A 25,384-nucleotide genomic window follows, 5' to 3' on the forward strand; every position below is an offset into this window, starting at 1 on the left:
TATGCGCGGTGGCGGATGTAAGTACAGCGTATCGAAGGAAGGTTCTCTCGCGACATAGGGCGCACAGGAGGCGCACGATGCGTGTCGCGGGTGCCGCGGGCTTCGGCCGTACTTTTGTCGTCGTACGGGGTGAGTTGCCGGGTTCCGGAGGGTCTGGCGGACCCTGCGGAACCCGGCTCTCGGGTGGTGCGTCAGACCAGGCCGAGGCGGATGGCCGCGGCTTCGGCGTCCACCGGAACGGTGACCGGCTGCGGAGCGCCGGCGATCGCCCAGTCGGGGTCCTTCAGGCCGTTGCCGGTGACGGTGCACACGATCTTCTGGCCCGGGTCGACCAGACCCTGCTCGGCGGCCTTGAGCAGGCCGGCCACGGAGGCGGCCGAGGCGGGCTCGACGAAGACGCCCTCCTGGGCGGCCAACAGCCTGTAGGCGGCGAGGATCTGGCGGTCCGTCACCTCGTCGATGAAGCCGCCCGACTCGTCCTTCGCGGCGAGCGCGTAGTCCCAGGAGGCCGGGTTGCCGATCCGGATCGCGGTGGCGATGGTGTGCGGCTCCTTGACGACCTCGCCGCGCACGATGGGCGCGGAACCGGAGGCCTGGAAACCCCACACGCGGGGCGTACGGGAGGCCAGGCCATCGGCCTTGTACTCCTTGAAGCCCTTCCAGTACGCGGTGATGTTGCCGGCGTTGCCGACGGGCAGCACGTGGATGTCGGGCGCGTCGCCGAGCGCGTCGACGATCTCGAACGCGGCCGTCTTCTGGCCCTCGATGCGGACCGGGTTGACCGAATTGACCAGTGCCACCGGGTAGTTGTCGGACAGCGCGCGGGCCAGGTTCAGGCAGTCGTCGAAGTTGCCGTCCACCTGGAGGATCTTGGCGCCGTGCACGAGGGCCTGGCCCATCTTGCCGAGCGCGATCTTGCCGCGGGGCACGAGCACCGCGGAGACCATCCCGGCGCGCACCGCGTACGCGGCGGCGGAGGCCGAGGTGTTGCCCGTGGAGGCGCAGATGACGGCCTTGGCGCCGTCCTCCTTGGCCTTGGTGATGGCCATGGTCATGCCGCGGTCCTTGAAGGACCCGGTCGGGTTCGCGCCCTCGACCTTGAGGTGCACCTCGCAGCCGGTGCGCTCGGAGAGCACCTGCGCGGGGACGAGAGGCGTACCGCCCTCGCGGAGTGTGACCACGGGAGTGGTGTCCGTCACCGGCAGGCGGTCCCGGTACTCCTCGATGATGCCGCGCCACTGGTGGGTGCGATTGCTGCTCATGGGTCCTTACTCCCCTTCAACACGCATGATGCTGGCGACACCGCGCACGGTGTCCAGCTTCCGCAGCGCGTCGACGGTCCCGGAGAGGGCGGCGTCGGGCGCTCGGTGAGTGACGACGACGAGGGAGGCCTCGCCGTCCTTGCCCTGCTGGGTGACGGTGTCGATGGACACGCCGTGCTCCGCGAAGACCGTCGCCACCTGGGCGAGGACGCCCGGCTTGTCGGCCACATCGAGGCTGATGTGGTAGCGGGTGACGACCTCGCCCATGGCACTGACCGGCAGCTGGGTGTACGCCGACTCGCCCGGCCCCGTTGCCTCGGCGAGCTTGTTGCGGCAGACGGCGACGAGGTCGCCGAGGACCGCGGACGCGGTCGGCGAACCGCCCGCGCCGGGCCCGTAGAACATGAGCCGCCCGGCGGCCTCCGCCTCGACGAAGACCGCGTTGTACGCCTCGCGGACGGAGGCGAGCGGGTGGCTCAGCGGGATCATGGCGGGGTGCACGCGGGCGGTGACGGACTCGCCGTCGGCGGCGCGCTCCAGGATCGCCAGGAGCTTGATGGTGCAGCCCATCCGCTTGGCGGAGGCGAAGTCGGACGCGCTGACCTCGGTCATGCCCTCGCGGTAGACGTCGTCGAGGCGGACCCGGGTGTGGAACGCGATGCCGGCCAGGATCGCGGCCTTGGCGGCGGCGTCGTAGCCCTCGACGTCGGCGGTGGGGTCGGCCTCGGCGTACCCGAGGGCGGTGGCCTCGTCGAGCGCCTCCTGGTAGCCGGCGCCGGTGGAGTCCATCTTGTCAAGGATGAAGTTCGTCGTGCCGTTGACGATGCCCATGACCCGGTTGATCTTGTCGCCCGCGAGGGACTCGCGCATCGGGCGGACCAGCGGGATCGCGCCGGCGACGGCGGCCTCGTAGTACAGGTCCAGCCCGTGCGTCTCGGCGGCGGCGTGCAGCGCGGCGCCGTCCTGGGCGAGGAGCGCCTTGTTCGCGGAGACGACGGAGATGCCGTTCTCGAAGGCGGTGGTGATGAGGGTGCGGGCCGGCTCGATGCCGCCGATGACCTCGATGGCGACGTCGATGTCGCCGCGTTTGAGGAGGGCGGTCGCGTCGGTGGTGACGAGCGCGGGGTCGATGCCCTCGCGCACCTTGGAGGGCCGCCGCACGGCCACACCGGCGAGCTCGACGGGCGCGCCGATCCTCTGCGCGAGGTCGTCGGCGTGCGTCGTCATGATGCGCGCCACCTCTGAGCCGACCACTCCACAGCCCAGCAGCGCCACCTTCAGCGGACGCGTACGCATCATTCGACCTACGCCTTTCGTCTTCCTTCAATACCCCGCGCACGGTTTGCGCGCGGGGTGAGAACCAGTCTCACTCAATGGACAGCAGTTTCCACCCTCGGTCCATTGAGTGAGACACCTATTTTGGGGGTCTGGGGGCTTCTCCCAGAAATATGCGGATCATCCGAGGTCGAGACGCAGGAGATCTTCCTCCGTCTCGCGCCGGACGATGACGCGGGCCTGTCCGTCACGCACTGCGACGACGGGCGGACGCAGCGCGTGGTTGTAGTTGCTGGCCATGGAGCGGCAGTACGCGCCGGTGGCCGGGACGGCGAGCAGGTCGCCGGGGGCGAGGTCGGCGGGCAGGAAGGCGTCCTTCACGACGATGTCGCCGCTCTCGCAGTGCTTGCCGACGACGCGGGCGAGCATGGGCTCGGCGTCGGAGGTGCGGGAGACGAGGGTGACCGAGTACTCGGCGTCGTAGAGGGCGGTCCGGATGTTGTCGGACATCCCCCCGTCGACGGAGACGTACGTCCGCAGGCCCTCCAGCGGCTTGATCGTCCCTACCTCGTAGAGGGTGAAGGCGGTCGGCCCGACGATGGCACGGCCGGGCTCGACGGAGATCCGCGGCGCGCGCAGGCCCGCGCTCTCGCACTCCCGCGCCACGATCTCGGTGAGCGCCTTGGCGATCTCGCGCGGCTCGCGCGGGTCGTCGTCGGAGGTGTACGCGATCCCGAGCCCGCCCCCGAGATCGATCTCGGGAAGCTCGACCCCGTGCTCGTCGCGTACGGCGGCCAGCAGCTGCACGACGCGCTTCGCGGACACCTCGAAGCCGGCCATGTCGAAGATCTGCGAGCCGATGTGGGAGTGGATGCCGAGCAGCTCGAGCGAGTCGTGCCCGAGCGCGCGCCGCACGGCCTCGGCGGCGGATCCGTCGGCGACGGCGATCCCGAACTTCTGGTCCTCGTGCGCCGTCGCGATGAACTCATGCGTATGCGCTTCCACCCCCACCGTCACGCGGATCTGGACGGGCTGGCGTACGCCCAGCTCACGGGCGATGTGCGCGACGCGCGCGATCTCCTGGAAGGAGTCGAGCACGATCCGCCCGACCCCGGCCTCGACGGCCCGCCGGATCTCGTGCTCGGACTTGTTGTTCCCGTGGAAGGCGATCCGCGAGGCGGGCATCTCGGCGGCGAGCGCGGTGGCCAGCTCCCCGCCGGAGCACACGTCGAGATTGAGGCCCTCCTCCTTCAGCCACTTCACGATGGCCTTGGACAGGAACGCCTTCCCGGCATAGAAGACATCGGCGTCCTTCCCGAAGGCATGCGCCCAGGCGCGGCACCGAGCCCGGAAGTCCTCCTCATCGAGGAAATAGGCAGGAGTCCCGAACTCCTCGGCGAGCTTGGTCACTTCGATGCCACCGACACTGACGACGCCATCGGCGTCACGCTGGACGGTCCGGGACCAGACCTTCTCGTCGAGGGCGTTGAGGTCGGCCGGGGGCGGGGAGTAGTGCCCCTCGGGCAGGACGTCGGCGTGACGGGGCCCGGCGGGGTGCGCGGAACGGCTCATCGGTGTCTCTCTTCACTGTTCACAGGCGTTCAGGTGCGTCTATGCCGAGGAGGGCCAGGCCGCCGGCCAGCACCGTCCCGGCGGCTTCGGCAAGAGCCAGCCGGGCGCGGTGGGCGGCCGAGGGTTTCTCGTCCCCCTTGGGCAGTACGCGGTACTGGAAGTCGAGCAGCGCGTCCGCCAGCTCGACGAGGTGCCGGACGAGCCGCTCGGGCGCCCGGTGGTGCGCGGCGGCCTCCAGCACGAGGGGGTAGTCGGCGAGGGCACGGACCAGCTCGGGGGCGTCGGCCACGTCCCCGGCCTCCGCGCTGAACCCCCACTCGGCGGCATTCCGTACGAGCGCACGACACCTGGCGTAGGCGTACCGCACGCGGAAGAACTCACTGCTCTCCCCCTGCACGAGCAGGTCGTAGGAGAACACGGGGGTCTCGCGCGCGGGGACGGAGAGCACGGCCCAGACGGCCGCGTCGGTCCCATACCGGGCCCGTACATCGCCGTCCCGCTTGGCGACGGGCGCGATGCCCGCCCAAGGCCCGCCATCCGCCTCCTGCCCCTGGCTGCGCAGGAGCCGTACGACGGCCTCGTGGACGGCCCGCTCCCGCAGCCCGATCGCGGGGTCGGAGTAGGCCGGCTCGGTCTCCACGGCTGCTCCGTGGGCATACCCGTACCGGGACCCGCGAGCGTGGATGTCCCGTACGAGGGCGGCGGCGGACCGCGGCGCGAGCGTGAAGTTCAAGAACCCCGCGCCGGTGACGTCCGCCCGCTCGACCCCGGGCTCCGCGGCGAGCCGGCGGGCGAGCACACCGGCCACCTCACCGGGCGCGCGACGGGCGGCCTTGGCCACCTGAAAGGCGACGGGGGTGGCGTAGTCCCCCACCCCACCGGGCCGGGTCCGCTCAACGACGACCCGCGCGGGCACCTCGATCCCCACCGGCAGCTCCCCATCCTCGACGGCGCGGCGCACGGCACGTACGACGCAACGGGAGAGGTCGGCGGGGGTCACGGGACCAGCCTAGGGGAGAGGCCCTGTCATCCCACGAAGGGTTTCGCCATGTGAACAGAGGGAAAGGGGGTCACCCCTGCCTCCCTCTCCCCGCAGGGGCCCCTCTCCTCCCATCCCGCCGATCCTTCCGCTCGACGAGCCGCCGCACGACCCGCACCAGCTCGGCGGGCTCGAAGGGCTTGGCGACGAAGGCATCCACCCCGGCAGCGATCCCGGTCTCCACCTCGTGCTGCGTACAGGCGCTCACGATCGCGACGGGCACGTCCCGGGTCCGCGGGTCGGCCCGCAACTGCGCGGCGGCCCCGAACCCGTCCAGCCGGGGCATGACCACATCAAGGGTGATCACATCAGGACACACGTGATGCACGACGTCCAGACACTCGGCACCATCGTTCGCGGTCACGACCTCGAAGCCCTCCAGCTCGAGATTGACCTTGATCAGCTGCCGGATGACCTTGTTGTCGTCGACAACAAGCACCCGGCCCGAGACGCCTGGCACAACTCGAGAGTAGGTCGAGCCAAGCCCCCGCGTCCGGGTTTTTGCCACTTCCACCCCCTCCGAGCGACCCACTCCCCCGTCCCCCACAAACCGGTTCCTGATCACCCCGCAGAAGCTGGTAGTGTTCAACCCGTCGCCGCACAGCGAACGACACGCCCCCGTAGCTCAGGGGATAGAGCAACGGCCTCCGGAGCCGTGTGCGCAGGTTCGAATCCTGCCGGGGGCACTTCTGCCGGGACGTCGCGATCACATCGCCGACCGGCTGAAGCGCCAGACTTCAAGGGTTGGACCCAGTCTCACTGGGTCCAACCCTTTGTCGTTCTCTGTCACTGGTCGCGAGTGAGCGGCGAGGGAACCCAAGATGCCGCGCGGGCCCCCGGGGTGGTGCCCAGCACGTGCTGATCGGCGCGTCGCACCGACAGCTGTCACCGCCCCCGTGCGCGAAATGCCTGAGCCGGCGTCGCTGCCGAGACTGGGCACTACGATCCCTCTGTGATTACGGGTGAGCTGAAGAGCAAGGTGGACCGCGTCTGGGATGCGTTCTGGTCGGGCGGGATCTCCAACCCGCTGGAAGTGATGGAACAGATCACCTACCTCCTCTTCATCCGGCGTCTGGACGAATTGCAGACGGCCAAGGACCGGATGGTCCGCCGCGGCATCCCGGACACCAGCCCTTTCTTCGGCGCTGGCCAGCAGGACCTGCGCTGGAAGACCTTCAAGGACGCCGAACCGGCGCAGATGTACCGAACGGTCGCCGACAAGGTCTTCCCCTACCTGCGCGCGCTGGGCGGCGAGGACTCCACGTACTCGCACCATATGAAGGACGCCCGCTTCACGATCCCGACCCCAAACCTGCTGGCCAAGGTCGTTCTCCTCCTGGAGGGCATCCCGATGCAGGACAAGGACACGAAGGGCGATCTGTACGAGTACATGCTCGGCAAGATCGCCTCAGCGGGGCAGAACGGGCAGTTCCGCACGCCTCGGCACATCATTCAGTTGATGGTCGAGATGACCGCGCCGAACCCTCGCGACGAGATCTGCGACCCCGCCTGCGGCACCGCAGGCTTCTTGGTGAACGCGTCCGAGTACGTACAGCGGGTCCACAAAGACGACCTGATCGAAGCCGACAACCAGCATCACTTCAACAACAGCATGTTCCACGGGTTCGACTTCGACTCGACCATGCTCCGCATCGGCTCGATGAACATGCTTCAGCACGGCGTCGAAAGCCCGGACATCCGGCACCGCGACTCCCTCTCGCAAAGCGCGGGTGAAGAGAGCGACCGCTACTCCCTGATCCTCGCGAACCCGCCCTTCGCCGGCAGCCTCGACTACGAGACGACCTCGTCGGACCTGCTGAAGGTCGTCAAGACCAAGAAGACCGAACTCCTCTTCCTGACCCTCTTCCTCAAGCTGCTCAAACCGGGCGGCCGGGCCGCGGTGATCGTTCCTGACGGCGTCCTCTTCGGCACCACGAAGGCACACAAGGAACTGCGCCGCATGCTGGTCGAGGGCCAGAAGCTCGATGCGGTGGTGAAGCTGCCGTCCGGCGTCTTCAAGCCCTACGCAGGCGTCTCCACCGCCATCCTCTTCTTCACGAAGACCGACTCCGGCGGTACGGACGATGTCTGGTTCTACGATGTCCGGGCGGACGGCTTCAGCCTGGATGACAAGCGCACGCCGCTGTTGGCGGAGGAGCACCTGGGTGCCCGCGCCACCGACCTTACGGCTGAGCAGCACACGAAGAACAACCTCCCGGACGTCCTGGCCCGTTGGAGGCGCCGCACCGCCGACGAACGCACCCGCGCCCGTACGGAACAGAGCTTCTGTGTCCCGAAGTCCGACATCACCGCCCAGGAGTACGACCTCTCCCTGAACCGCTACAAGGAGATCGTCCAGAAGGAGGTCGTGACCAGGCCGCCGCTGGAGATCTTGGACGATCTCGAGCGGTTGGACAAGGCGATCGAGGCGGGCTCAGCAGAGCTGAAGGAGATGCTGGCGTGAGCGGATCTCCAGAGACCTTGACCCCTTTCCCCATTCCTGACTCATGGGAATGGAAGAAATTCGGCGATGTGGCACATGTTGCCAGCGACCTCGTGGACCCGGCCAAATATCGCGATTCAGTACACATCGCGCCGAATCACATTGAACCTGAGACGGGACACCTCCTCCCCTTCAAGACCATCGCTGAAGACGGCGTAGAGAGCCCGAAGCACAGGTTCCGCGCCGGGCAGATCCTGTATTCGAAAATTCGCCCCTATCTGGCGAAAGTCACAGTCCCCGGTGTCCCCGGGTTGTGTAGCGCAGACATGTATCCGATCGACACTTCACTCGTCCCGAGATATCTCTTTCGGTGGATGCTGCACCCCCAGTTCACGGCGGCAGCGAGTCGACATGAAGGACGCAACGTACTGCCGAAAATCAACAAGGCAGCCTTGTCCTCACTCCCCGTTCCCGTCCCGCCAAAGGCAGATCAGGAGCGCATTGCTGCCGTCCTGGACCAAGCCGACGCTCTACGCGTGAAGCGCCGCCGGTCCATCGCCCTTCTCGACGACCTCGCCCAGTCCATCTTCGTCTACATGTTCGCCGGAGACGCTCGCCCTTGGCCGATTGCAGCCATCGAAGACCTCTGCTCCGTCGTCGTTGACTGTGTCAACAGGACGGCACCGGTGGTCGATGAAGTGACTCCGTTCAGGATGATTCGGACCACCAATGTACGGAATGGCCGAATCGACCTTGATGATGCCAGATATGTGAACGAGGAAACCTTCCACAGATGGAATCGGAGGGCGACGCCGCGACGGGGGGATGTCGTGTTCACCCGAGAGGCACCAGTTGGCGAGGCGGGCATCATCGAGACAGATGATCCGGTATTTCTGGGGCAGCGACTCATGCTCTACAGGCCGCACCCGGACCGATCTACAGCCGCCTATCTCGCGACAGCACTGATGAGCCCGCAACTGCGCGCTCAATACGAACAGGCCGGCTCGGGCAGCACGGTGAAGCATCTTTCGCTCCCCACCTGCCGGGGGTTGCAGGTACCGGCACCGCCGGTCGGTGCGCAGCGGGAGTTCGAGGCACGAGTTGCCGCGCTTCAGAAGCAGAAGGCGATGCACCATGCCCACCTCGCCGCCCTCGAGGAGCTCTTCACCTCCCTCCAGCAGCGCGCCTTCTCCGGCACCCTCTGGGATCATGAAGCCGCCACATAGGGCCTAGCAGGGAGGGGCAGCTTCGTCATGGCCAAAGAGGGGTACGGAAGCGGCCAGGAGCGGGACGAGCGTGAAGCGGTGCAAGATCAGAGCATCGCCGCCGCCCACGGGATCGGGCAGCCGCAAAGCAACTTCTTCTTCCTCCGCGACAAGTGGCCTGCCTTCTACAACGAGGCCCTTCGTGCCGAGCGTCTCGCCTACGCGGACCCGCGTACCTCCTGCTTCTACGCCCGCCGCGTCCTTGAGCTAGCCGTGCACTGGATGTACGACAAGGACTCCGCGCTGCAGCCCCCGTACAACAACGACCTGAGCGCGATGCTCAACGAGCCGAGCATGCGGAATCTGGTCGGGCCGACGCTCAGCGCGAAGATGGGCCTCATCCGGCGCCAGGGCAACCACGCCGTGCACCGCCCGACGCCCGTCCAGGCCAGGGACGCGGTGCGTACGGTCGCCGAGCTGTTCCATGTCTTCTACTGGTTTGCCCGCACCTACGCGCCCGACCCGGCCGCGGCTCCTGCCCCCGGAGTCGGCTTCGACACGCGGCGCATACCGCGTCCCGTGCCCGTCGAGGTCAAACGGCTTCGCCAGGCCGAGCTGAAGAAGCAGGCCGAGGAAGACCGGGCACGCTGGGAAGCCCAGGCCGAGGAGCTGGCCGCGGAGCGCGCGAAGGGCGCACAGCTTGCCTCCGACGTGGCCGAGCTGCGTGCCCGTATCACCAAACTCCGCAAGGCCAACGAGGCCCGTCCTGATGCCCACGACTACGATGAGGCCGCCACCCGCGACCTGTTCATCGACCTCCTCTTGAAGGAGGCCGGTTGGGATCTCGCCGAGGAGCGCGACCGCGAATTCCCGGTGGACGGGGAGCCCGGGGTGATCAGCAAGTCCGGTAAAGGTTACGTGGACTACGTCCTGTGGGGCGATGACGACCTGCCCCTCGCCGTCATCGAAGCCAAGCGCACCCGCATCGACGCCCGCGCCGGTCGTCAGCAGGCGGAGCTCTATGCCAACGCGCTCGAAGCCGCCTACAACCAGAGGCCGGTGATCTTCTACACCAACGGCTACGAGACCTACCTGTGGGACGAGGGCAACGGCTACCCGCCCCGCAAGGTCCAGGGCTTCCGCACCCAGGACCAGCTGCGCTGGCTGATTCGCCAGCGTGCCGGCCGCCTCGCCCTGAAGTCAGCCAACGTCGACCAGGGCATCGCGGGACGTCCATACCAGCTCGAGGCCATCCAACGCGTCAGCGAGAGCTTCGAGAAGGAGCAGCGCCGCCGTGCCCTGCTGGTCATGGCGACCGGCACCGGCAAGACCCGTACCGCGGTGGCCCTCACCGAGCTGCTGCAGCGGGCGGGCTGGGTACGCCGCATCCTTTTCCTGGCCGACCGCCAAGCTCTGGTCAACCAGGCGGTGCGGGCCTTCAAAGAGCACCTGCCGAACAGCGTGACGGTCAACCTCCTCACCGAGAAGAAGACCGAGGGCCATGTCTACGTATCGACGTACCCGAAGATGATGAACCTGATCAACGAGGTCACGGAGGACGGCCGCCGCCGCTTCGGGCCGGGATTCTTCGACCTGGTCGTCATCGACGAGGCGCACCGCTCCGTCTACGACAAGTACGGCGAGCTCTTCGAGTACTTCGACAGCCTCCTCCTGGGCCTGACGGCCACGCCCAAGGATGACGTCGGCCACAACACGTACCGGCTGTTCCAGCTGGAGGATGGTGTCCCCACCCACTCCTACAGCCTGGACCAGGCGGCCACGCACGGCTTCCTGGTGAAGCCGAACATCGTCGATGTCCCCTTCGAATCCCTCCGGCGAGGCTTCCGGTACGACGACCTCACCGAGGAACAGAAGGAGGCCTGGGACAACCTGGAGTGGACCGAGGACGGGCAGGTCCCGGACGCTGTCTCCGTGGACGAGGTCAACCGCTTCTTGTTCAACCGGCCGACCATCGACAAGGCGCTTGAGGTCATGATGCGGCACGGTCTGCGAGTGGAAGGTGGAGACCGAATCGGCAAGACGATCATCTTCGCCAAGAACAACACGCATGCCCTGGCCATCGAGGAGCAGTACAACCTCCACTACCCGCACGGCGCCGGAAACGACGCCCGTGTCATCACCTACCTGGAGAAGAACCCCCAGCAGCTCATCGACCACTTCTCCGACCCGGCCAAGGCACCGGACATCGCCATCTCGGTCGACATGCTGGACACCGGCATCGACGTGCCCGAGGTGCTGAACCTCGTCCTGTTCAAGCCGGTGTACTCGCGTACCAAGTTCTGGCAGATGATCGGTCGCGGTACTCGCCTGTGCACGGACGTCTACGGCCCTGGCCGTGACAAGGACGGGTTCCTCGTCTTCGACCTGTGCAGCAATGCCGAGTTCTTCAACCATGAACTCGAACGCTCCCCCGCCCGGCAGGCTCCGACGCTCACCGAGAAGCTGCTGCAGCACCAGCTCGACCTCATCCGGACCTTGGACCACCGCCAAGCTCCCGACCCGGCGCACGACGTTGGTACGGGCGCAATCGACACTGAGGCGTCACTGCGCTGGGCAGCCGCTCACCGTCTCCACGAAACGGTGCGGGGCATGAACCTCGACAACTTCCTCGTACGACCCCACCGCCGTCATGTCGAGCTGTTCGGGGGCGACTTCGCCGCCTGGCACCGCATCGACGACGACGCGGCCCACGTGCTCAGCGAGAGGGTCCTTGGCCTGCCGTCCGCCTACTGGCCCGAGGGCGAGGACAAGAGTGAAGAGGCCAAGCGCTTCGATCTCCTCGGCTATCGCCTCCAACTCGCAGCCCTTACGGGCGGATCCGACTACGCACGCCTGCGCGGCCAGCTCCAGGAGCTCGCCCACCACCTCCTCGGCAAGACCAACATCCCCCTCGTCCGGGACCAAGCCACCTTGCTGGAGGCCATCACCGGCGACGCGTGGTGGGAGAGCGCGACCCTCCCCATGCTGGAGCACATGCGGCGTCGGGTGCGCGGCCTGGCCCATCTGATCGACGCGCCGACGGCGCGGAAGATCGTCTACACGGACATAGCGGAGGACCACGGAGACCTGACGGAGATCGAGCTCAAGGGCCTCCCGGTCGGCACGGACGAGGAGCGGTTCAAGCAGAAGGCCCGCGCCTATCTCCAGAGCCACCGCGAACAGGAGGCCGTCCGCAAGCTGCGCGAGAACGAGCAGATCACGGCCGGGGACCTCGCCGCCCTGGAGGGGGTCTTCCTCGCGGAGGGAGTCGCCTCTGCCGAGGACCTGGAGCAGAAGCGGGAGGCGGACGGCGGTCTCGGCGTGTTCCTGCGCCGTATCGGAGGACTGAACAAGGAAGCCGCACAAGAGGCCTTCTCCCAGTTCATCGCCGACCACGATCTCTCCGCACACCAGATCGATCTCGTCGGCCTGATGGTCCGGTATGTCGCGGCCAACGGCCTCATCGACGTCCGCGATCTGTACGAGAGCAGTCTCTTCACCAGCAAGGGGCTGATCGACAACCACTTCACCGACGACGAGATCGACGCCCTGGAGGTCGTCTTCAGCGCCCTGCGCTCCCGGGCGATGCCGGACACGGATCTCGCCGCGTAGTCGCGGGGATGTTCCGGTGGTCTGTACGAGGGAGGTGGGGTGGGGTCTGTGGGTTTGGGGGGTGGGTGGGGGTGGGGGGCGTGCGTAGGGTGGTTTGTGAGGCCGCATTGTGCCGTTGACCTGGTGCTTTGCGGGGAGTGCTCGCAGGAGATGGGGCGGCGGAGATGCGTGAGCTGGTGGAGACGGCGCGGCAGTGGGTGACCGAGGGGCGGGCCGGCTATTTGGCCCGGCCCGTGACCGAGCAGGGGTTCGGGCCGCGGGATCCGGCCGGGGCCGTGCTCGTCGATGCGCGGGGTGAGTGCGTCGGGGCGCTGTACAACGGGGTTTTCGATGCACAGCTCGTCGCCGAGGCCGGGGCCATGGCCGCCGGGGACACGGCTCGGGTGTGCCAGGTGTCGGTCGGGGCGGGCGAGGCGGTGGAGGCCCGGTTGACCTGTGGCGGGCAGGCCGAGGTGCTGCTCCAGCCGCTGGCGGCGATCCCCGCGGAGTGGTGGGAGCTGCTCGGCGAGGGGGCCGGGGTGGCGCTCGTGAGCCGGCTGAACGAGGCCGCCGATCAGGCCGTGAGCGAGGTCGTACGGGCTACGGAGGCGCCGCGTGACGATGCCGGGCGGCGGGCCGGGGAGCTGCTGGGGACTCGGCGGCCGGGGCGCGACGCGCTGTACGGGGAGTCCGGGCTGGTGCTCGTGGAGGCGTATCCGTCGGCCCCGTACGTGGTGATCGGCGGGGGCGGCGAGCTCGGGGAGATCATCGAGCGGCAGGCCGTCCTGCTGGGCTGGGGCGCGCGGACCGTGGAGGCGGCGGCGGACGCGCTGAAGGTGCTTTCCGATCACCGCGACGCGGCCTGCCTGGTGCTGCTCAGCCACGATCCGGAGTTCGATGTCCCGACGCTGCGGGGTGCGCTGGAACTCGGGATCCCCTACGTGGGTGCGCTCGGGTCGCGGCGGACCACCGCGAGGCGGCGCGAGGGGCTGGTCGCCGCCGGGGTGAGCGAGGCCCAACTGGCCCTGGTGCACGGGCCGATCGGGCTCGACCTCGGCGCGCGGACCCCGGCGGAGACGGCTCTGGCCATCTGCGCCGAGATCCTGGGCGTGCTCGGCGGCCGCGAGACCCGGGCGCTGCGCGACTCGGACGGGCCGCTGAGGGGGTAGCGGCCGTTCGAAACGACCGCCGGGGCCGCGCCATGTGGTACCCGGGCTGTTGTGGGGAGCAGCCCGGGTACCACATGGCGCGGCCCCGGCGGGTGGGGGTCACTCGCCCAGGGCCCGTTTGAGTTGGGCCTTGTTCATGTCCGAGCGGCCGTGGATGTTGCGGCGCTGGGCCTCCGCGTAGAGCTGGCCGTACGTGGGGCCCTGGGGCCCTGGGGGCCGGAGTGGGAGTGGAGGCCGCCGCGCCGGGAGGAGGACATGTCCTCCAGGGACAGCTTGCTCGCGGTCTTGGACTCGCCTGCCCGGGCGCGTTCCTTGTTGACCGTGCGGGCGGCGATCTCCTTGGCTTTCGCCTCGGACTCGCCGCGCTGCTCGATGCCCTCCTTGATGTGTTCGTACTGGCGTTCTCGTTTGGGGGAAGATCCGCGGGGTGGCGTCATGGCCGGCCTCCTTGGCTGTGCGCGTGGCTGGTGCCCATGGGTGCGTACCCCGGATGGGGGAACGTATCCCGGTCTGAAATGCGCATATCACACTGAAGTGCGGGAAAATGGTGTGTATGGACATGATCCTGAGCGTGGACGCGGTCCTCTCCGACATCGCGTGGTTCTTCGTCGTCGGACTGGTCGTCGTCGCTATGCTGCTCGGCGGTTTCAAGCTGGGCCAGCGGGTCAGGGCCAAGGAGCCCCCGCCCCCCACCCCCGAGAGCCAGCCGCACCTGCCCAACGGGGGCGCGGTCCACGAGGTCCGCGAGGAGCGGGACCCCGTGGAGATCCCCGAGGGCGGCCTACGGCCGCATGAGATGCAGGGGTACGGGAACTTCGGCTCCACCACCTCCAGCCACCCGGACGAGGTCCGCAAGGAGCGCGAGTCCGGCTACAAGCACGTGGAGGGACCGCATCCGCACGTGCAGCCCGGGGCTCCCCCGGACGCCGGGCGGGGCGCCCACGCCTGAGCCTCGAGACCCACCAGCCGTACCGTCGGCCTCTGACCTGCGCCTCCCGCGCGGGTCAGAGGTCTGTTCTGAGGCGGAGCACCTCGGGTGGCGGATGGCGCGTGGACGTGTGCCGGACCTCCGCCGTCAGGGGCGGGTCCAGCGGGCGGAAAGGGACCTCGCCGAGCCCGATCGCCGTCACCGTGGCCAGGGCCCCGGCCCCCACGGCCGCGGCGGCCGCCGCCTCCGCCCGGGAGGCCACGACGGCCGCTACCTCCGCACGCAGGGCCGCCGTCAGCGGGCTCGACATCAGCGGCGTCTCGGCCCCGACCGGCAGTACCAGGACCAGGGCCAGCGGGCGGCGCGGGGTGCCGGTGTAGCCGACCACCGCCGCGTCGCGCACGTCCGTGTGCCGCAGCTTCTGCCAGCCGCGCCGCCCGGCCGGGTAGGCCTGGTCCAGCCGCTTGACGACCAGCCCCTCGATGCCGCTGGCGGGCAGGGTCTCGTACCAGGTGGCGGCCAGCTCCGGGTCCGTCGTCATGGGCACCGGCTGGAGGGGCGGACCCAGCGGGAGCAGGAGGTCGACGAGGAGCGCGCGGCGGCGTTCGTACGGGCGGGCGCGCAGGTCGAGGCCCGCCAGCTCCAGCACGTCGAAGGCGGCGTACGAGGCCGGCAGGCTCTGCGCGAGGACGGCCGCCCGGGCCGCGGTGGCCGCCGCGCGCCGCTGGACCAGGGCGAAGTCGGTGCGGCCCTGGTGCCAGACGACCACCTCCCCGTCGAGGACCGTCCCGGCGGGCAACTGCAGTGCCGCCGCCGCCAGATCGGGGAACGCGCTCGTCACGATCCGGCCGGAGCGGGCCTGGAGCACCACCTCGGTCTCGGAGCGCACGACGACCAGCCGATGGCCGTCGTTCTCCAGACTTCGGCGTGCCTCATGAGACACACCGGCGCCTCGTGCCGGCTGTCGCGGGACGCCCTGACCCTCACCATCGACGCAGAGTCACTCACAGTAGGCGTTTGCGTTCTGTGTGTCCCGCTCCGGGCGGCCTCGCACGGGTCAACCTGACCTTGCGGTGACTGGGACGGTGGATAGAGGGACCGATAGCGCACCGCGCCCGCACGGTGTGATGAACTGCCGTCCGTTCACCGTTGAATAAGACCGTTGAATAAGAGGGGGAGACTTGGCCACCGACGCTCCGTCCGCGCAAACGCCCGATCCCGCACCTACCGCACAGAATCACGCCGAACAGGAGCGACGGGCAGCCCTGGAAACCGGCACGACCGGCCAGCTGCCGGGATCTCCCGGCACGGAGATCACCCGGCATTCCGAGGCCGAGGCCCGCATCATGCACGACGCCGTCAACCTCTTCGACTACGGCGACGGGAATGGCAAGGACGACAAGGGTGAGCTGAAGGGGCAGGGCGACACCGTCCTGAAGAGCGAGGAGTACGCGAACGTACGCGGACCACTTGCGCGCGCTCTGTCCTCCTACTCCCCGGATATCGTGGACATCATCGCCGGCGAGGGGCCCGGTGACAGGGTGGGCAAGGACGACGCGCTGGCCGCCGGCGATGACTCCAGGATCCAGAACAGCAGAGGCAGTGTGCTGCGTGTGCTGAGAGGGGTGTCCGAGGATCCGGAGAACTACTTCCTCCTCCACGAGTCTGAGCGCCGCTATATGGCGGAGCAGCTCACTACCTCGGACCTCTCCGATCCCGAAGCCCTCAAGAACCGCGCGGCCAAGATAGGCGAGGTCAACGGCGCAATCAACGCCATAGGCGGCGACATCAAGCTGAGCGAACGCGATGCCGTCCTGAGCGAGGCCGGCGACAAGAGGGTGTACGGATACCACGTGATCGGCGGCTCCATCACCGGCATACCCGTCGTCGGAGACCTCGCCCAGCGGACGGTCGACGGGGCCTGGAACGAATGGCTCAAGGGAGTCACCGCAGAACAAGGCCTGCTGGCACGCGAGCGCATCAGCTCCGCCAACGACGCCGCACAGACAGACCTCGACAAGTTCTTCCAGAGCTGGGGAAAGGAAACCCACCAGTCAGCGACCAGCGTCGGAGCGGCTCAGCGAGAGGCTCAGCAGAGTTACACCGGTGGGCGTGAAAGTGCCTACCTCGCCTTGCGAGAGAAGAAGTAATCCTTATGCCCCTGCGTCCTCGAATCAGTCGGCGAACCACGCGCACAGGACTCGCCACGCTGCTCGCCCTCGCCGGCTGTGCCGGACTGCTCATCTGGTGGAACACCGACATCATGGGCCAGAACCGCTTCTGCAACGGCGCGCTCGCCTCATCAGAGCTGAGCCCCGTGCTGGACGGTCCCGGCAGGCTGACCCGGAAGAGCATCTACGAGGGGTCGGATCCGTACGGTTTCTCGTGCACCGTTCAGCGCACCAGCAAGCTCCTGGGAGCCGACCAGCCCGAGCTGAAGGCGGAACTCTCCTTCGACAGGGCCGACTTCGCCCTCGGATCCCGACTGTGGAAGGACCCGTCGGCCTCCTCCTACTTCGTGGGCGGCGCCACCGGTGCCGCCTCCGAGACCCAGGCATGGGTCCTGCTCCCTACCAGCTGCTCCGGTAAGGCTGCGCCCGTCGTCCAGCGCGCGAACGTACCGGCACTCAAGGTAGACCTCATCCGCGGCCGGGCCGCCCGCGAAGATCTAGCCCAGGCAGCGATGAGCGCAGCCAGGCACGTCGCTGAAGGGCTCGGCTGTATGGACAGCAGCGCATTGAAGGCTCCCGTGGGCCTGCAGGGTCCATCCGACTCCGGTGGACCACAGCCCACCGATCCGGCCAACGCCTGCGGCATGGCCGGCTTCAGGCTGCCGGAGGCCGCTCTCTTCGAGGGAAAGGCAGAACCCGGTACCGAGCGGGTGACCGGTAACGACTCCAAGACGAGGGTCTGTGAGCTGACCCTGAAGGGTCCTGGCGCGCCTCACATCACCCTGGCCGTCAGCGAGGATCCCCTCCTGACCCAAGGAGTACGCAGAGATGAGACAGCCACTCCGCAAAACACCCGCACCGTCAGCACCTGCACCGCCGGGGACCTGTACGTTGCCATGGGCTATGACGACACGTACCGCGACCTGCTGCTGGACGCGGGCAGCGCCTCACACGAACAGGCCCGAACCTCCCTCTTCAAGGCGTTCTTCGACTCGGTGGCCAAGGACCGAGGATGTAGGACCAACTGACACGACGCCGCCTCAATCCTCGATCCGGACGCGCACGAATCTCGCGGTCTCGTGGCGGCCGGCCGTCTCGCGCACCTCAACCAGAACTGGCTCGATCAGTAGGATCACGGGCCCGTGGTCGGGATGTTCGGTCCGCTCTCCGAGGCGGCCGCGTACCGATTCGCCGACCTGTCGTGCCTGAATTCCCGTCAGACGCGGCGAGGTCTTCACAGTTCGGCCGTCGGGAAGCTCCACGAGAAGGGCGTGCGGTCGCTGTTCCGGACCGAACACGCCGAGGAGTCTGCCGTCTCGGGTGTCGAAGTGCCTGATCTTCCTCCAGGCCCATGTTTCCCCCGGCTGATAGGTCGAACTGAGCGACTTGGCCACGATCCCTTCGACTCCCACGGCCCTCATCTCGCGAAACCAGAGGTACGCAATCCCCTCGTCCAGCGTGGCAAGCACACGCTGGAGGGGAGGCTCGGCATCGCCCAACGCCCCGCCAAGGAGCTCCCACCGCTCCCATAGAGGCAGGGCCCTGACGTCAATTCCTGGGATGGCGAGGATGTCGAAGGCGATGTAGTAGACCGGAATTCCTGACCGCTCGCGATCGGCGCGGGATCGAAGCAGATCAGTGAAGTTCAGCCGCCCGTCGCGGTAGGCGCAGAGCTCGCCGTCCAGGACGATTCCGGGCGGTAGATTCTCATGCAGATATTCGGTGACCTGCGGGAACTCTCTGGTGAGGTCCCTCCCGGAACGTGACTGCAAGAACACTCTTCCGCCGTCCAGGATGAAGGCGAGTGCACGAAACCCATCCAGCTTGAGAGAGTACTGAAGCCCCCCGGGCATGCTGTCCTGCTCGGGGATCTCATCGGCCGGACGCGGACGCATGACTTCAAGGGGCGGTCGAAGGACCACCTTCGGCGAACTCTCATCCATGCCGCCAGGGTCTGTCTGCTCGGTCCTCTGAACGGAGTGGGGCTCGCTGGTCCGGCCGGCCTGTCACCGGAATAGCCTCACCCCGCGCGGGCTCGCAGTTCATTCACGGATGGCGTTCGTCCGGTCGAGTGGGATGACGACGGCCGATCGTTTGGCCGGCTGTTCACGGAACGCCGCGTTCTCGGCCAGCAGCGCCGTGATGACAGTGGCAGCGGCGTCGACCTGGTCCTGGAGCTGCCGGCATTCCTGTCGGCTCTTACGGAGCTTGCCGCGAACTTCGCTGAGCTCCTCGCGGTGCTGGCGATCCAGGGCGGTAGCCGGACTCTCGTCGACCCGGCTGTCCCATTCGGCGAGGACTGAGGTCGCGCGGTTCATGGTGGCTCGGCTGACGCCGGCCTCGGGTGCGTACGGCGGTGGCGAGCGCGACGCTGATCACGACCGCCCCCCGGGGAGTCTCCCGGCCCTGTCGAGACGGGCCAGCGGGGCGAAGAGGTCTCCGTCGCGGGCCAGCCGCGGTGCGATGTCGTCGGCGAGGAAGACCAGGTCGAAGGGGTTGCGGCAGGCCTCGACCTCCTCCCAGGACACCGGCGCGGACACGGTCGGGCGGGCCCGCGCGCGCAGCGTGTAAGGGGCGGCGGTGGTCTTGGCGGCGGCGTTCTGGCTGTGGTCGACGAAGACCTTGCCGGGGCGCAGGGCCTTGGCCATGCGGTGCACGACCAGGTCGGGGAGCTCGCGCTCGGCCTCCTGGGCGAGCCGCTTCGCGTACGCCGACACCTGCTCGGAGGGGGCCGGCTCGAGGGGCACCGCCAGGTGCATGCCCTTGGAGCCGGAGGTCTTGGCGTAGGCGTGCAGGCCGTCGGCGGCGAGCCGGTCGCGCAGCCAGAGCGCGGCGGCGCAGCACTCGACGACGGTGGCGGGCGGGCCGGGGTCGAGGTCGATGATCATCCGGTCGGCGACGGCCGGGCGGCCGGCGGGCCACTGGGGCGTGTGGAACTCCACGACGAGGTTCGCCGCCCACATGAGGGAGGGCATGTCCGCGACAACCACCTGTTCGGCGGAGAGGTCCTCGGAGCGGGGCACGGGGGTGGTCTTCACCCAGGCGGGTGTGCCGGGCGGCGGGTTCTTCGTGAAGAAGAGCTGGCCGTCCGGGCCGTCGGGATAGCGGAGGAAGGACACCGGCCGGTCGTGGATGTGGACGAGGAGCGGACCCGCGACGGTGGCGTAGTAGTGCAGCACCTCGCCCTTGGTGAAGCCGGTCTCCGGGTACAGGACCTTGTCGAGATTGCTGAGCGCGATGCGACGGCCCTCCACCATTGTGATCGGCGTCATACGATGAGATTGCCACGAATCAGGAGGAACCGTGCGATCCATTTGGAACGGGGCGATCTCCTTCGGCTTGGTCAGCATTCCGATCAAGCTCGTGAACGCCACCGAGAGCCACTCGATCTCCTTCCGTCAGATCCACCTGAGTGACGGCGGCCGGGTCCGCTACCGCAAGGTGTGTGAGCTGGACGGCGAGGAGGTGTCGACGGCCGAGATCGGCAAGGGGTACGAGGAGGCCGACGGGTCGATCATCCCGATCACGGACGAGGACCTGGCACAGCTGCCGATCGCGACCGCGAAGACGATCGAGATCGTTTCGTTCGTGCCGGCGGAGGAGATCGATCCGCTGCAGATGGACGCGGCGTACTACCTGGCGTCGAACGGGGCGACGGCGGCGAAGCCGTACACGTTGCTACGGGAGGCACTGAAGCGGAGCCGGAAGGTGGCGATCGCGAAGTACGCGCTGCGGGGGCGGGAACGGCTGGGCATGCTGCGGGTCGTCGACGATGTGATCGCGATGCACGGGCTGTTGTGGCCGGACGAGATCCGGGCGCCGGAGGGGGTGGCGCCGGAGGGGTCGGTGAAGGTACGGGACGCCGAACTCGACCTGGCCGATGCGCTGATGGCCACGCTGGGGGAGGTGGAGATGGCCTCGCTGCACGACGACTACCGGGACGCCGTGGAGGCGATGATCGCGGCGAAGGCGGGCGGGGCGTTCGAGCCGGCGGAGGCGGTGGTGGAGCCGGCCGGTGGGCAGGTGATCGACCTGATGGCGGCGCTGGAGAAGAGCGTACGGGCGGCCAAGGCCTCGCGGGGGGAGGGGGGTTCGGAGGCTGAGGCCGAGGCGGAGGCCGGGGCCAAGGCCGATGTGACGCCGATTCGGCGCAAGGCGGCGGCCGCGAGTGCCCCGAAGGCGGTGGGCGGGAAGAAGTCGACAGCGGCGTCGGCGTCGGCGAAGAAGACGGCGGCTTCGGCCGGGACGAAGAAGACGGCGGCCGCCACGAAGACGGCCAAGTCGGCGGCGAAGAAGTCGGCTTCGGCGGCGGCCGCGAAGAAGTCGACCGCCGCCTCTGCCTCTGCTGCCGCGAAGAAGGGGGCTCCGGCGCGGAAGCGGACCTCCGCCTGACGGGGGGAGGCCGGCGGCGCCGCTTCCTGGGGCTCCGCCCCGGACCCCGCGCCTCAAACGCCGGCGGGGCTGGGTTTGCCCGCCTGAGCGCGCAGGTGCGGGCACAAGATTCGGGGCTCCGCCCCGGACCCCGCGCCTCAAACGCCGGCGGGGCTGGATGTGCCCCGGCCTTGTGCACAGGTGCGGGTACAAGATTCGGGGCTCCGCCCCGGGCCCCGCGCCTCAAACGCCGGCGGGGCTGGATGTGCCTGCGGGGCCGGATTTGGAAGTGGGGCCGGATTTGGGTGTGGGTCGGAGCCAGGTTCGTAGGTCCCGGGCCGTGGTGAACAGGGCTTCGATGTCCGGGGGTTTGAGGGTGGTCGGGGATGCCGTGAGGTCTCGGGGGGCGGTCAGGGGTTGGAGGATGCGGATGTCGCGGAGGGTGGGGGCCACCTCCAGGCGGGAGGCTTCGACCAGGGCCAGGGCCGGGGTGACCGGTGCGCTCAGGGCCGAGGTGGCGCGGGCCGCCGCGCGGCGGATCCAGCGCGGGTCCGGGCGGGGTTCGGTGCGGCCGACCGTGAGCAGGAGGTCGCCGACCACGGCGCGTTGACGGCGGCCCGGGACCGTACGCACGCAGAAGACCCCGGCGGGGCCGATCAGCAGGTGGTCGATGCGTCCCGCCCCCGGGAGCGGGACGCAGTGCAGGATCCGCCAGCCGTCGGCCTCCATGGCGTCGAAGGCGTCCCCCATCCGCTGCCGGGCCACCAGGTCCTGCCGGAGCCGGTGCCGGGCGCGGGTGCCCGCGGCGCCGTGTTCCAGCTCGCCCAGCAGGGTCTCGCCCGGGCGGTTCGGCGCCAGGTCCGCGTCCGGGGGCATGGCGAGGCCGAGCAGGTCGGCCGCCGTGGGGACGGGCGGCGGGCCGATGGCGACCGTCCCGCTCAGGTACGGGCGCAGCACCGCCAGGATCGCCTCGCGGTGGTCGTCCGCGAGGACGCTGATGCGGTTCGCCTGCCGGTCGTACCAGGCCACCGCCTGCCCGTCGGGCAGGTTGACATACAGCCGACCCCGGCCGGGCCGACCGCTCGGCAGCACCTTGAGTCCCCTCATGACCCTCACCCCCGCCGTCCATGGGAGCAGCCCGGGCGCCGCACGGCAATCCCCCTGTTGTGTAACGACTCCGACGGCACCCTGCGACACCGCTGTTACACGAACGGGGCTCTGCCGCAACGGCCGGCGCATAGGTTGGGGCCACCTGGACGCTCCAGGGCGACCAACAGCACCGAAGGACTTTCCGTGACCACCGTCAGCCGCCGCACTCTCGTTCGCGCCGCCGCCGTGACCGCATGCGCCGGAAGCCTGCTGGCGCTGCCCACCGCCGCCGCGCTGGCCGAGGGGGTGCCGGCCGCCTCGTCCGCGCACTCCGCCGCGCCGCAGCGGACCCTGGTCAAGAGCCTCTCCCTCGCCGACGGCGTCTCCACCGCGAAGGTGTACCGCGTCGCCAAGGACGCGTACCAGGCCGACATCCTCACCGCCGACGGCCGCACGGCCACCACCCTGACCAGCCGGGACGGCGCGACCGCCGTCGGCGGCGCCGGGGATCTGCACGCCACGCTCCAGTCCGACGGGCGGCTGACGTCCTGGATCGGGGACACCCCCGCGCCGGGCGCCGCCCACGGGGTCGCGGGTGACGGCCACAAGACCGGCACCCGCGGCGGCGGCAACGGCGGCCGGGTCGTGCCCGCCTCCGCCCCGAAGGGATCACCTGCGCGTACGGTCGCGGACGGCCCCGCCGACGTGCAGCGCCTGAACTCCCTCGCCGACGGGCCGGGTGACGGCGTGCTGCTGCTCGCCGCGGGCGCCGGCATCGCGGCCGTCGGCGCCGCCGGGCTCGGTTTCGCGATGCTGCGTCGCGGACGTACCGACGGCTGACCCGCGAACCTCGCGGGCAAAAAGGGCGTACCTCCGCATAAGGTTGACCGGATCGTTGTCGTCGGCCGGCATCGCCGTCGTACCGTCGCGGACAGGAGGACGCTGGGGGCTGTGAAGACCTTTCCCTTCCGTACGCCTTTCCGTACGCCCTTCCGTACGGTCGCGCTGCTGGCCCTGCTGCCCCTCGTGCCGGTCCTGGCGGGCTGCGGCCGGAGCGGCGGGCTGGCGAGTGCGGGGGCCACCGCTACCGCGAGCGGGCCCGTACACCTGTGGCCCGACCGCCAGGGCGCCGCGGTGCCACCGGCCGACCCGGGGGGCGCCCCGCCCGAGTACGTCCAGGGGATCCCGCCCGTCCCGGACCAGAACGTGCACGCGGTCGACCCGGTGGCCCTCGTCCAGGCCGAGCTGCGGGCCCACCCGAACGCGGACGTCGGCGCCGACGGGATGCCGCCCGAGACCGCCGCCGCGATCAGGGGCTGCGGGCAGGAGGGGGCCGAGCGGGCGGCGTGCCCGGTGCTGACGCCGTACTACCGGGACCTGACGGGGAACGAGGCGGACGAGTTGATCGTCGGGATCGAGTTCCCGGACAAGATGATGTCCGTACGGGTCTACACTGCGGACGCCGACGGCCGGCTCAACCGGATCATGGCGACCACGCAGACCGTCGTCTCGGTGGAGCTCGCCGGGCGGGACGTGATCCTGCGCGTGCCCAGCGGCAACAACGGCTACGAGCTGATCACCGCCTGGTCCTGGGACGAGAAGCAGCGCACGATGCTGCCGACGCGCGAGCAGATCGTACGGGTGCCCGGGAATCCGCAGACCCCGGTGGGCCCGAGCCCCGGCCTTGTCCCGGGCACGGGCACGTCGCCGTGAGGCTCCCTGCTCGGCTCCGGCTGCCCGCGTGGACGGCCACGCTGACCTGGAAGTCGGCGTGTTTCATCGTGGTGATGTGCTGCTCCCTGGCCGCCGTGGTGGGTGCGCTGGTGCACGTGGAGGTGACCCGGCAGACCGTGGCCACAGCGCGCGAGAAGGCCCTCGCCAAGCTGCACGACGCCTCGCGCGCGTACGAGGCGGGCGAGGCCCTGCCGCCCGAGTCGGGGCTCGATCCGGAGGGGCTTCCGCCGCGGCTGCGGGCGCTCGCCGTCAGCGGGCACCGCGGGACGATCGTGGGCGAGTACCGGGGCCGCCCGACGATGTGGGCGGCGGCGCCGGCCGACGGGCGGGCGCTGGCCACCGCCATCGACTACGGGCAGAGCGCGCGCACGATCAGCGGCCTGGACAACGCGATCATCGGCTCGTCGGTCCTGGCGATCGGCGGGACGCTGCTGGTCGGCGCCTTCGCCGTGACGCGCGTGACGCGGCGGCTGCACCAGACCGCGACCGTGGCCCGGCGGATCACGCAGGGCGACCTCGACGCACGGGTGGGCGACCCGCGGACGAAGGACCCGGCGCGGCGCCAGGACGAGGTGGCTACGGTGGCCGGGGCACTGGACACGATGGCGGGGACGCTGCAGGCGAAGCTGGAGAGCGAGCAGCGGTTCACGGCGGACGTGGCGCACGAGCTGCGGACGCCGCTGACGGGGTTGCAGGCGGCGTCGGAACTGCTGCCGGAGGGGCGGCCGACGGAGCTGGTGCGGGAGCGCGTACGGACCATGCGGCAGCTGACGGAGGACCTGCTGGAGATCTCGCGGCTGGACTCGGGTAGCGAGGCGGTGGAGACCGACCTGCACCAGCTGGGGCGGCTGGCGCGGCGGGTGGTGCGGGCGTCGGGGACGCCGACGGAGGTCGTGATCGTACGGGACGCGCACGTGGAGACGGACCGGCGGCGGCTGGAGCGGGTGCTGGGGAATCTGGTGGCGAACGCGCACAAGCACGGGCGGGCGCCGGTGGTGTTGACCGTGGACGGGCCGGTGGTGACGGTACGGGACCACGGGGACGGCTTCCCCGACTACCTGGTGGCGCACGGGCCGCAGCGGTTCCGGAGTGGGGGGAAGGGGCATGGGCTGGGGCTGACGATCGCGGTGGGGCAGGCGGAGTCGATCGGGGCGCGGCTGGAGTTCCGGCGGGCGGAGGGGGGCGGGGCGCTGGCGGTCCTGACCCTTCCCGTGGCGGGGTAGTCGCCCTGGCGGGGGCCGGGGGCGCGTTCCCCTGGCGGGGGGCTCGGCGGTGTTCCTGGCGGGGGCCGGGGCGGGTCCCCCTGGCGGGGGCTTCGTGGGCGTCGGGGCCGGGGCCGGTCCCCCTGGCCGGGGGCTTCGCGGTGGTCGGGGCCGGGGCCGGTCCCCCTGGCCGGGGCTCGGCCGATCCCTGGCGGGGGTTTCGCGGGGGCCGGGGACGGGGGGGGGGGGGGGGGGGCGGCGCGGGGGGGAGTCGTGGGCCGCCCAGACGGGGGGGGGCGGCGGGCGGGGGCGTGGCCGCGTAAAAAACCGAGG

At 69.6% G+C, this 25,384-nt stretch carries 21 protein-coding genes, 1 tRNA gene and 1 pseudogene; 12 read left to right on the forward strand and 11 right to left on the reverse strand.

All coding sequences use genetic code 11. From position 1 onward, the window contains the following. Positions 1-191 precede the first annotated feature (191 nt). The 5 genes from thrC to ACGFYU_RS35335 all read right to left on the reverse strand — a co-directional run bounded on the left by thrC (position 192) and on the right by ACGFYU_RS35335 (position 5,662). Positions 192-1,262 (reverse strand): threonine synthase, encoded by a 1,071-nt coding sequence (thrC, locus tag ACGFYU_RS35315; protein ID WP_393831399.1) that lies wholly within the window; start codon positions 1,260-1,262, stop codon positions 192-194. A 6-nt stretch (positions 1,263-1,268) separates the two neighbouring features. Further along, positions 1,269-2,558, reverse strand: coding sequence for a homoserine dehydrogenase (locus ACGFYU_RS35320; RefSeq protein WP_393831424.1), 1,290 nt, complete (start codon positions 2,556-2,558; stop codon positions 1,269-1,271). 159 nt (positions 2,559-2,717) lie between these two features. Next, positions 2,718-4,109: a diaminopimelate decarboxylase gene (gene lysA, locus ACGFYU_RS35325; protein WP_393831400.1), complete on the reverse strand. Its 1,392-nt coding sequence runs from the start codon at positions 4,107-4,109 to the stop codon at positions 2,718-2,720. Between the two features lie 19 nt (positions 4,110-4,128). Then, entirely contained in the window at positions 4,129-5,109 is a 981-nt protein-coding gene (gene nrtL / locus ACGFYU_RS35330) for an ArgS-related anticodon-binding protein NrtL (protein WP_393831401.1), read from the reverse strand. A 70-nt stretch (positions 5,110-5,179) separates the two neighbouring features. Then, positions 5,180-5,662, reverse strand: coding sequence for a response regulator (locus ACGFYU_RS35335; RefSeq protein WP_393831425.1), 483 nt, complete (start codon positions 5,660-5,662; stop codon positions 5,180-5,182). A gap of 100 nt (positions 5,663-5,762) precedes the next feature. Here ACGFYU_RS35335 and ACGFYU_RS35340 point away from each other — a divergent pair. The 5 genes from ACGFYU_RS35340 (at position 5,763) to ACGFYU_RS35360 (ending at position 13,556) form a co-directional block, all read left to right on the forward strand. After that, a tRNA-Arg gene (locus ACGFYU_RS35340) sits at positions 5,763-5,834 on the forward strand. 266 nt (positions 5,835-6,100) lie between these two features. Beyond that, on the forward strand, positions 6,101-7,612 hold the full coding sequence (locus ACGFYU_RS35345; RefSeq protein WP_393831402.1) for an N-6 DNA methylase: 1,512 nt from the start codon (positions 6,101-6,103) through the stop codon (positions 7,610-7,612). Beyond that, on the forward strand, positions 7,609-8,817 hold the full coding sequence (locus ACGFYU_RS35350) for a restriction endonuclease subunit S (RefSeq protein ID WP_393831403.1): 1,209 nt from the start codon (positions 7,609-7,611) through the stop codon (positions 8,815-8,817). Before ACGFYU_RS35345 ends, ACGFYU_RS35350 begins: the two co-directional genes overlap by 4 nt. 27 nt (positions 8,818-8,844) lie before the next feature. Continuing rightward, entirely contained in the window at positions 8,845-12,408 is a 3,564-nt protein-coding gene (locus ACGFYU_RS35355; protein WP_393831404.1) for a DEAD/DEAH box helicase family protein, read from the forward strand. A 164-nt stretch (positions 12,409-12,572) separates the two neighbouring features. Continuing rightward, a complete protein-coding gene (locus tag ACGFYU_RS35360) occupies positions 12,573-13,556 on the forward strand; it encodes an XdhC family protein (protein WP_393831405.1) in 984 nt (327 codons plus the stop codon). A gap of 99 nt (positions 13,557-13,655) precedes the next feature. Here ACGFYU_RS35360 and ACGFYU_RS35365 read toward each other — a convergent pair. Beyond that, positions 13,656-13,993, reverse strand: a pseudogene (locus ACGFYU_RS35365) (plasmid stabilization protein). Positions 13,994-14,109: 116 nt separating this feature from the next. On the opposite strand from ACGFYU_RS35365, the gene ACGFYU_RS35370 reads away from it, so the two are divergent. Continuing rightward, the gene (locus tag ACGFYU_RS35370) at positions 14,110-14,505 is read left to right on the forward strand and encodes a DUF6479 family protein (protein ID WP_393831406.1); all 396 of its coding nucleotides are present in this window, start codon (positions 14,110-14,112) and stop codon (positions 14,503-14,505) included. Positions 14,506-14,560: 55 nt separating this feature from the next. Here ACGFYU_RS35370 and ACGFYU_RS35375 read toward each other — a convergent pair whose 3' ends face one another. Next, on the reverse strand, positions 14,561-15,427 hold the full coding sequence (locus tag ACGFYU_RS35375) for an ATP-dependent DNA ligase (RefSeq protein ID WP_393831407.1): 867 nt from the start codon (positions 15,425-15,427) through the stop codon (positions 14,561-14,563). 238 nt (positions 15,428-15,665) lie between these two features. On the opposite strand from ACGFYU_RS35375, the gene ACGFYU_RS35380 reads away from it, so the two are divergent. Continuing rightward, entirely contained in the window at positions 15,666-16,634 is a 969-nt protein-coding gene (locus ACGFYU_RS35380; protein WP_393831408.1) for a hypothetical protein, read from the forward strand. Positions 16,635-16,639: 5 nt separating this feature from the next. Beyond that, positions 16,640-17,683: a hypothetical protein gene (locus ACGFYU_RS35385; protein ID WP_393831409.1), complete on the forward strand. Its 1,044-nt coding sequence runs from the start codon at positions 16,640-16,642 to the stop codon at positions 17,681-17,683. Positions 17,684-17,695: 12 nt separating this feature from the next. Here ACGFYU_RS35385 and ACGFYU_RS35390 read toward each other — a convergent pair whose 3' ends face one another. The 3 genes from ACGFYU_RS35390 to ligD all read right to left on the reverse strand — a co-directional run bounded on the left by ACGFYU_RS35390 (position 17,696) and on the right by ligD (position 19,927). After that, complete coding sequence (locus tag ACGFYU_RS35390) at positions 17,696-18,598, reverse strand: DNA ligase (protein WP_393831410.1); 903 nt, start codon at positions 18,596-18,598, stop codon at positions 17,696-17,698. 99 nt (positions 18,599-18,697) lie between these two features. Continuing rightward, positions 18,698-18,973 carry a hypothetical protein gene (locus ACGFYU_RS35395; RefSeq protein ID WP_393831411.1) on the reverse strand — a complete coding sequence of 92 codons (276 nt, stop codon included), beginning with the start codon at positions 18,971-18,973 and terminating at the stop codon, positions 18,698-18,700. A 57-nt stretch (positions 18,974-19,030) separates the two neighbouring features. Beyond that, a complete protein-coding gene (gene ligD / locus ACGFYU_RS35400) occupies positions 19,031-19,927 on the reverse strand; it encodes a non-homologous end-joining DNA ligase (protein WP_393831412.1) in 897 nt (298 codons plus the stop codon). 31 nt (positions 19,928-19,958) lie between these two features. Between ligD and ACGFYU_RS35405 the strand changes: the two genes are divergently transcribed. After that, entirely contained in the window at positions 19,959-21,047 is a 1,089-nt protein-coding gene (locus ACGFYU_RS35405) for a Ku protein (RefSeq protein ID WP_393831413.1), read from the forward strand. 222 nt (positions 21,048-21,269) lie between these two features. On the opposite strand, the gene ACGFYU_RS35410 is transcribed toward ACGFYU_RS35405, so the two are convergent. After that, entirely contained in the window at positions 21,270-22,133 is an 864-nt protein-coding gene (locus ACGFYU_RS35410; protein WP_393831414.1) for a nuclease-related domain-containing protein, read from the reverse strand. Between the two features lie 186 nt (positions 22,134-22,319). Here ACGFYU_RS35410 and ACGFYU_RS35415 point away from each other — a divergent pair, with 186 nt between their 5' ends. The 3 genes from ACGFYU_RS35415 (at position 22,320) to ACGFYU_RS35425 (ending at position 25,072) form a co-directional block, all read left to right on the forward strand. Continuing rightward, positions 22,320-22,955: a hypothetical protein gene (locus tag ACGFYU_RS35415; protein WP_393831415.1), complete on the forward strand. Its 636-nt coding sequence runs from the start codon at positions 22,320-22,322 to the stop codon at positions 22,953-22,955. Positions 22,956-23,066: 111 nt separating this feature from the next. Next, positions 23,067-23,828, forward strand: a complete 762-nt coding sequence (locus ACGFYU_RS35420) for a hypothetical protein (RefSeq protein WP_393831416.1) — start codon at positions 23,067-23,069, stop codon at positions 23,826-23,828. After that, positions 23,825-25,072 (forward strand): ATP-binding protein, encoded by a 1,248-nt coding sequence (locus ACGFYU_RS35425; protein WP_393831417.1) that lies wholly within the window; start codon positions 23,825-23,827, stop codon positions 25,070-25,072. The genes ACGFYU_RS35420 and ACGFYU_RS35425 overlap by 4 nt, the downstream gene beginning before the upstream one ends. Positions 25,073-25,384: the final 312 nt, after the last annotated feature.

Source organism: Streptomyces sp. NPDC048337 (assembly GCF_043201175.1).
Lineage (GTDB): Bacteria > Actinomycetota > Actinomycetes > Streptomycetales > Streptomycetaceae > Streptomyces.

Excerpts from the sequence above, each read along its gene's own strand:
- thrC (WP_393831399.1), bottom strand. The coding sequence starts at position 1,262 with ATGAGCAGCAATCGCACCCACCAGTGGCGCGGCATCATCGAGGAGTAC.
- ACGFYU_RS35320 (WP_393831424.1), bottom strand. The coding sequence starts at position 2,558 with ATGCGTACGCGTCCGCTGAAGGTGGCGCTGCTGGGCTGTGGAGTGGTC.
- lysA (WP_393831400.1), bottom strand. The coding sequence starts at position 4,109 with ATGAGCCGTTCCGCGCACCCCGCCGGGCCCCGTCACGCCGACGTCCTG.
- ACGFYU_RS35355 (WP_393831404.1), top strand. The coding sequence starts at position 8,845 with ATGGCCAAAGAGGGGTACGGAAGCGGCCAGGAGCGGGACGAGCGTGAA.
- ACGFYU_RS35360 (WP_393831405.1), top strand. The coding sequence starts at position 12,573 with ATGCGTGAGCTGGTGGAGACGGCGCGGCAGTGGGTGACCGAGGGGCGG.
- ACGFYU_RS35370 (WP_393831406.1), top strand. The coding sequence starts at position 14,110 with ATGGACATGATCCTGAGCGTGGACGCGGTCCTCTCCGACATCGCGTGG.
- ACGFYU_RS35385 (WP_393831409.1), top strand. The coding sequence starts at position 16,640 with ATGCCCCTGCGTCCTCGAATCAGTCGGCGAACCACGCGCACAGGACTC.
- ACGFYU_RS35390 (WP_393831410.1), bottom strand. The coding sequence starts at position 18,598 with ATGGATGAGAGTTCGCCGAAGGTGGTCCTTCGACCGCCCCTTGAAGTC.
- ACGFYU_RS35395 (WP_393831411.1), bottom strand. The coding sequence starts at position 18,973 with ATGAACCGCGCGACCTCAGTCCTCGCCGAATGGGACAGCCGGGTCGAC.
- ligD (WP_393831412.1), bottom strand. The coding sequence starts at position 19,927 with ATGACGCCGATCACAATGGTGGAGGGCCGTCGCATCGCGCTCAGCAAT.
- ACGFYU_RS35410 (WP_393831414.1), bottom strand. The coding sequence starts at position 22,133 with ATGAGGGGACTCAAGGTGCTGCCGAGCGGTCGGCCCGGCCGGGGTCGG.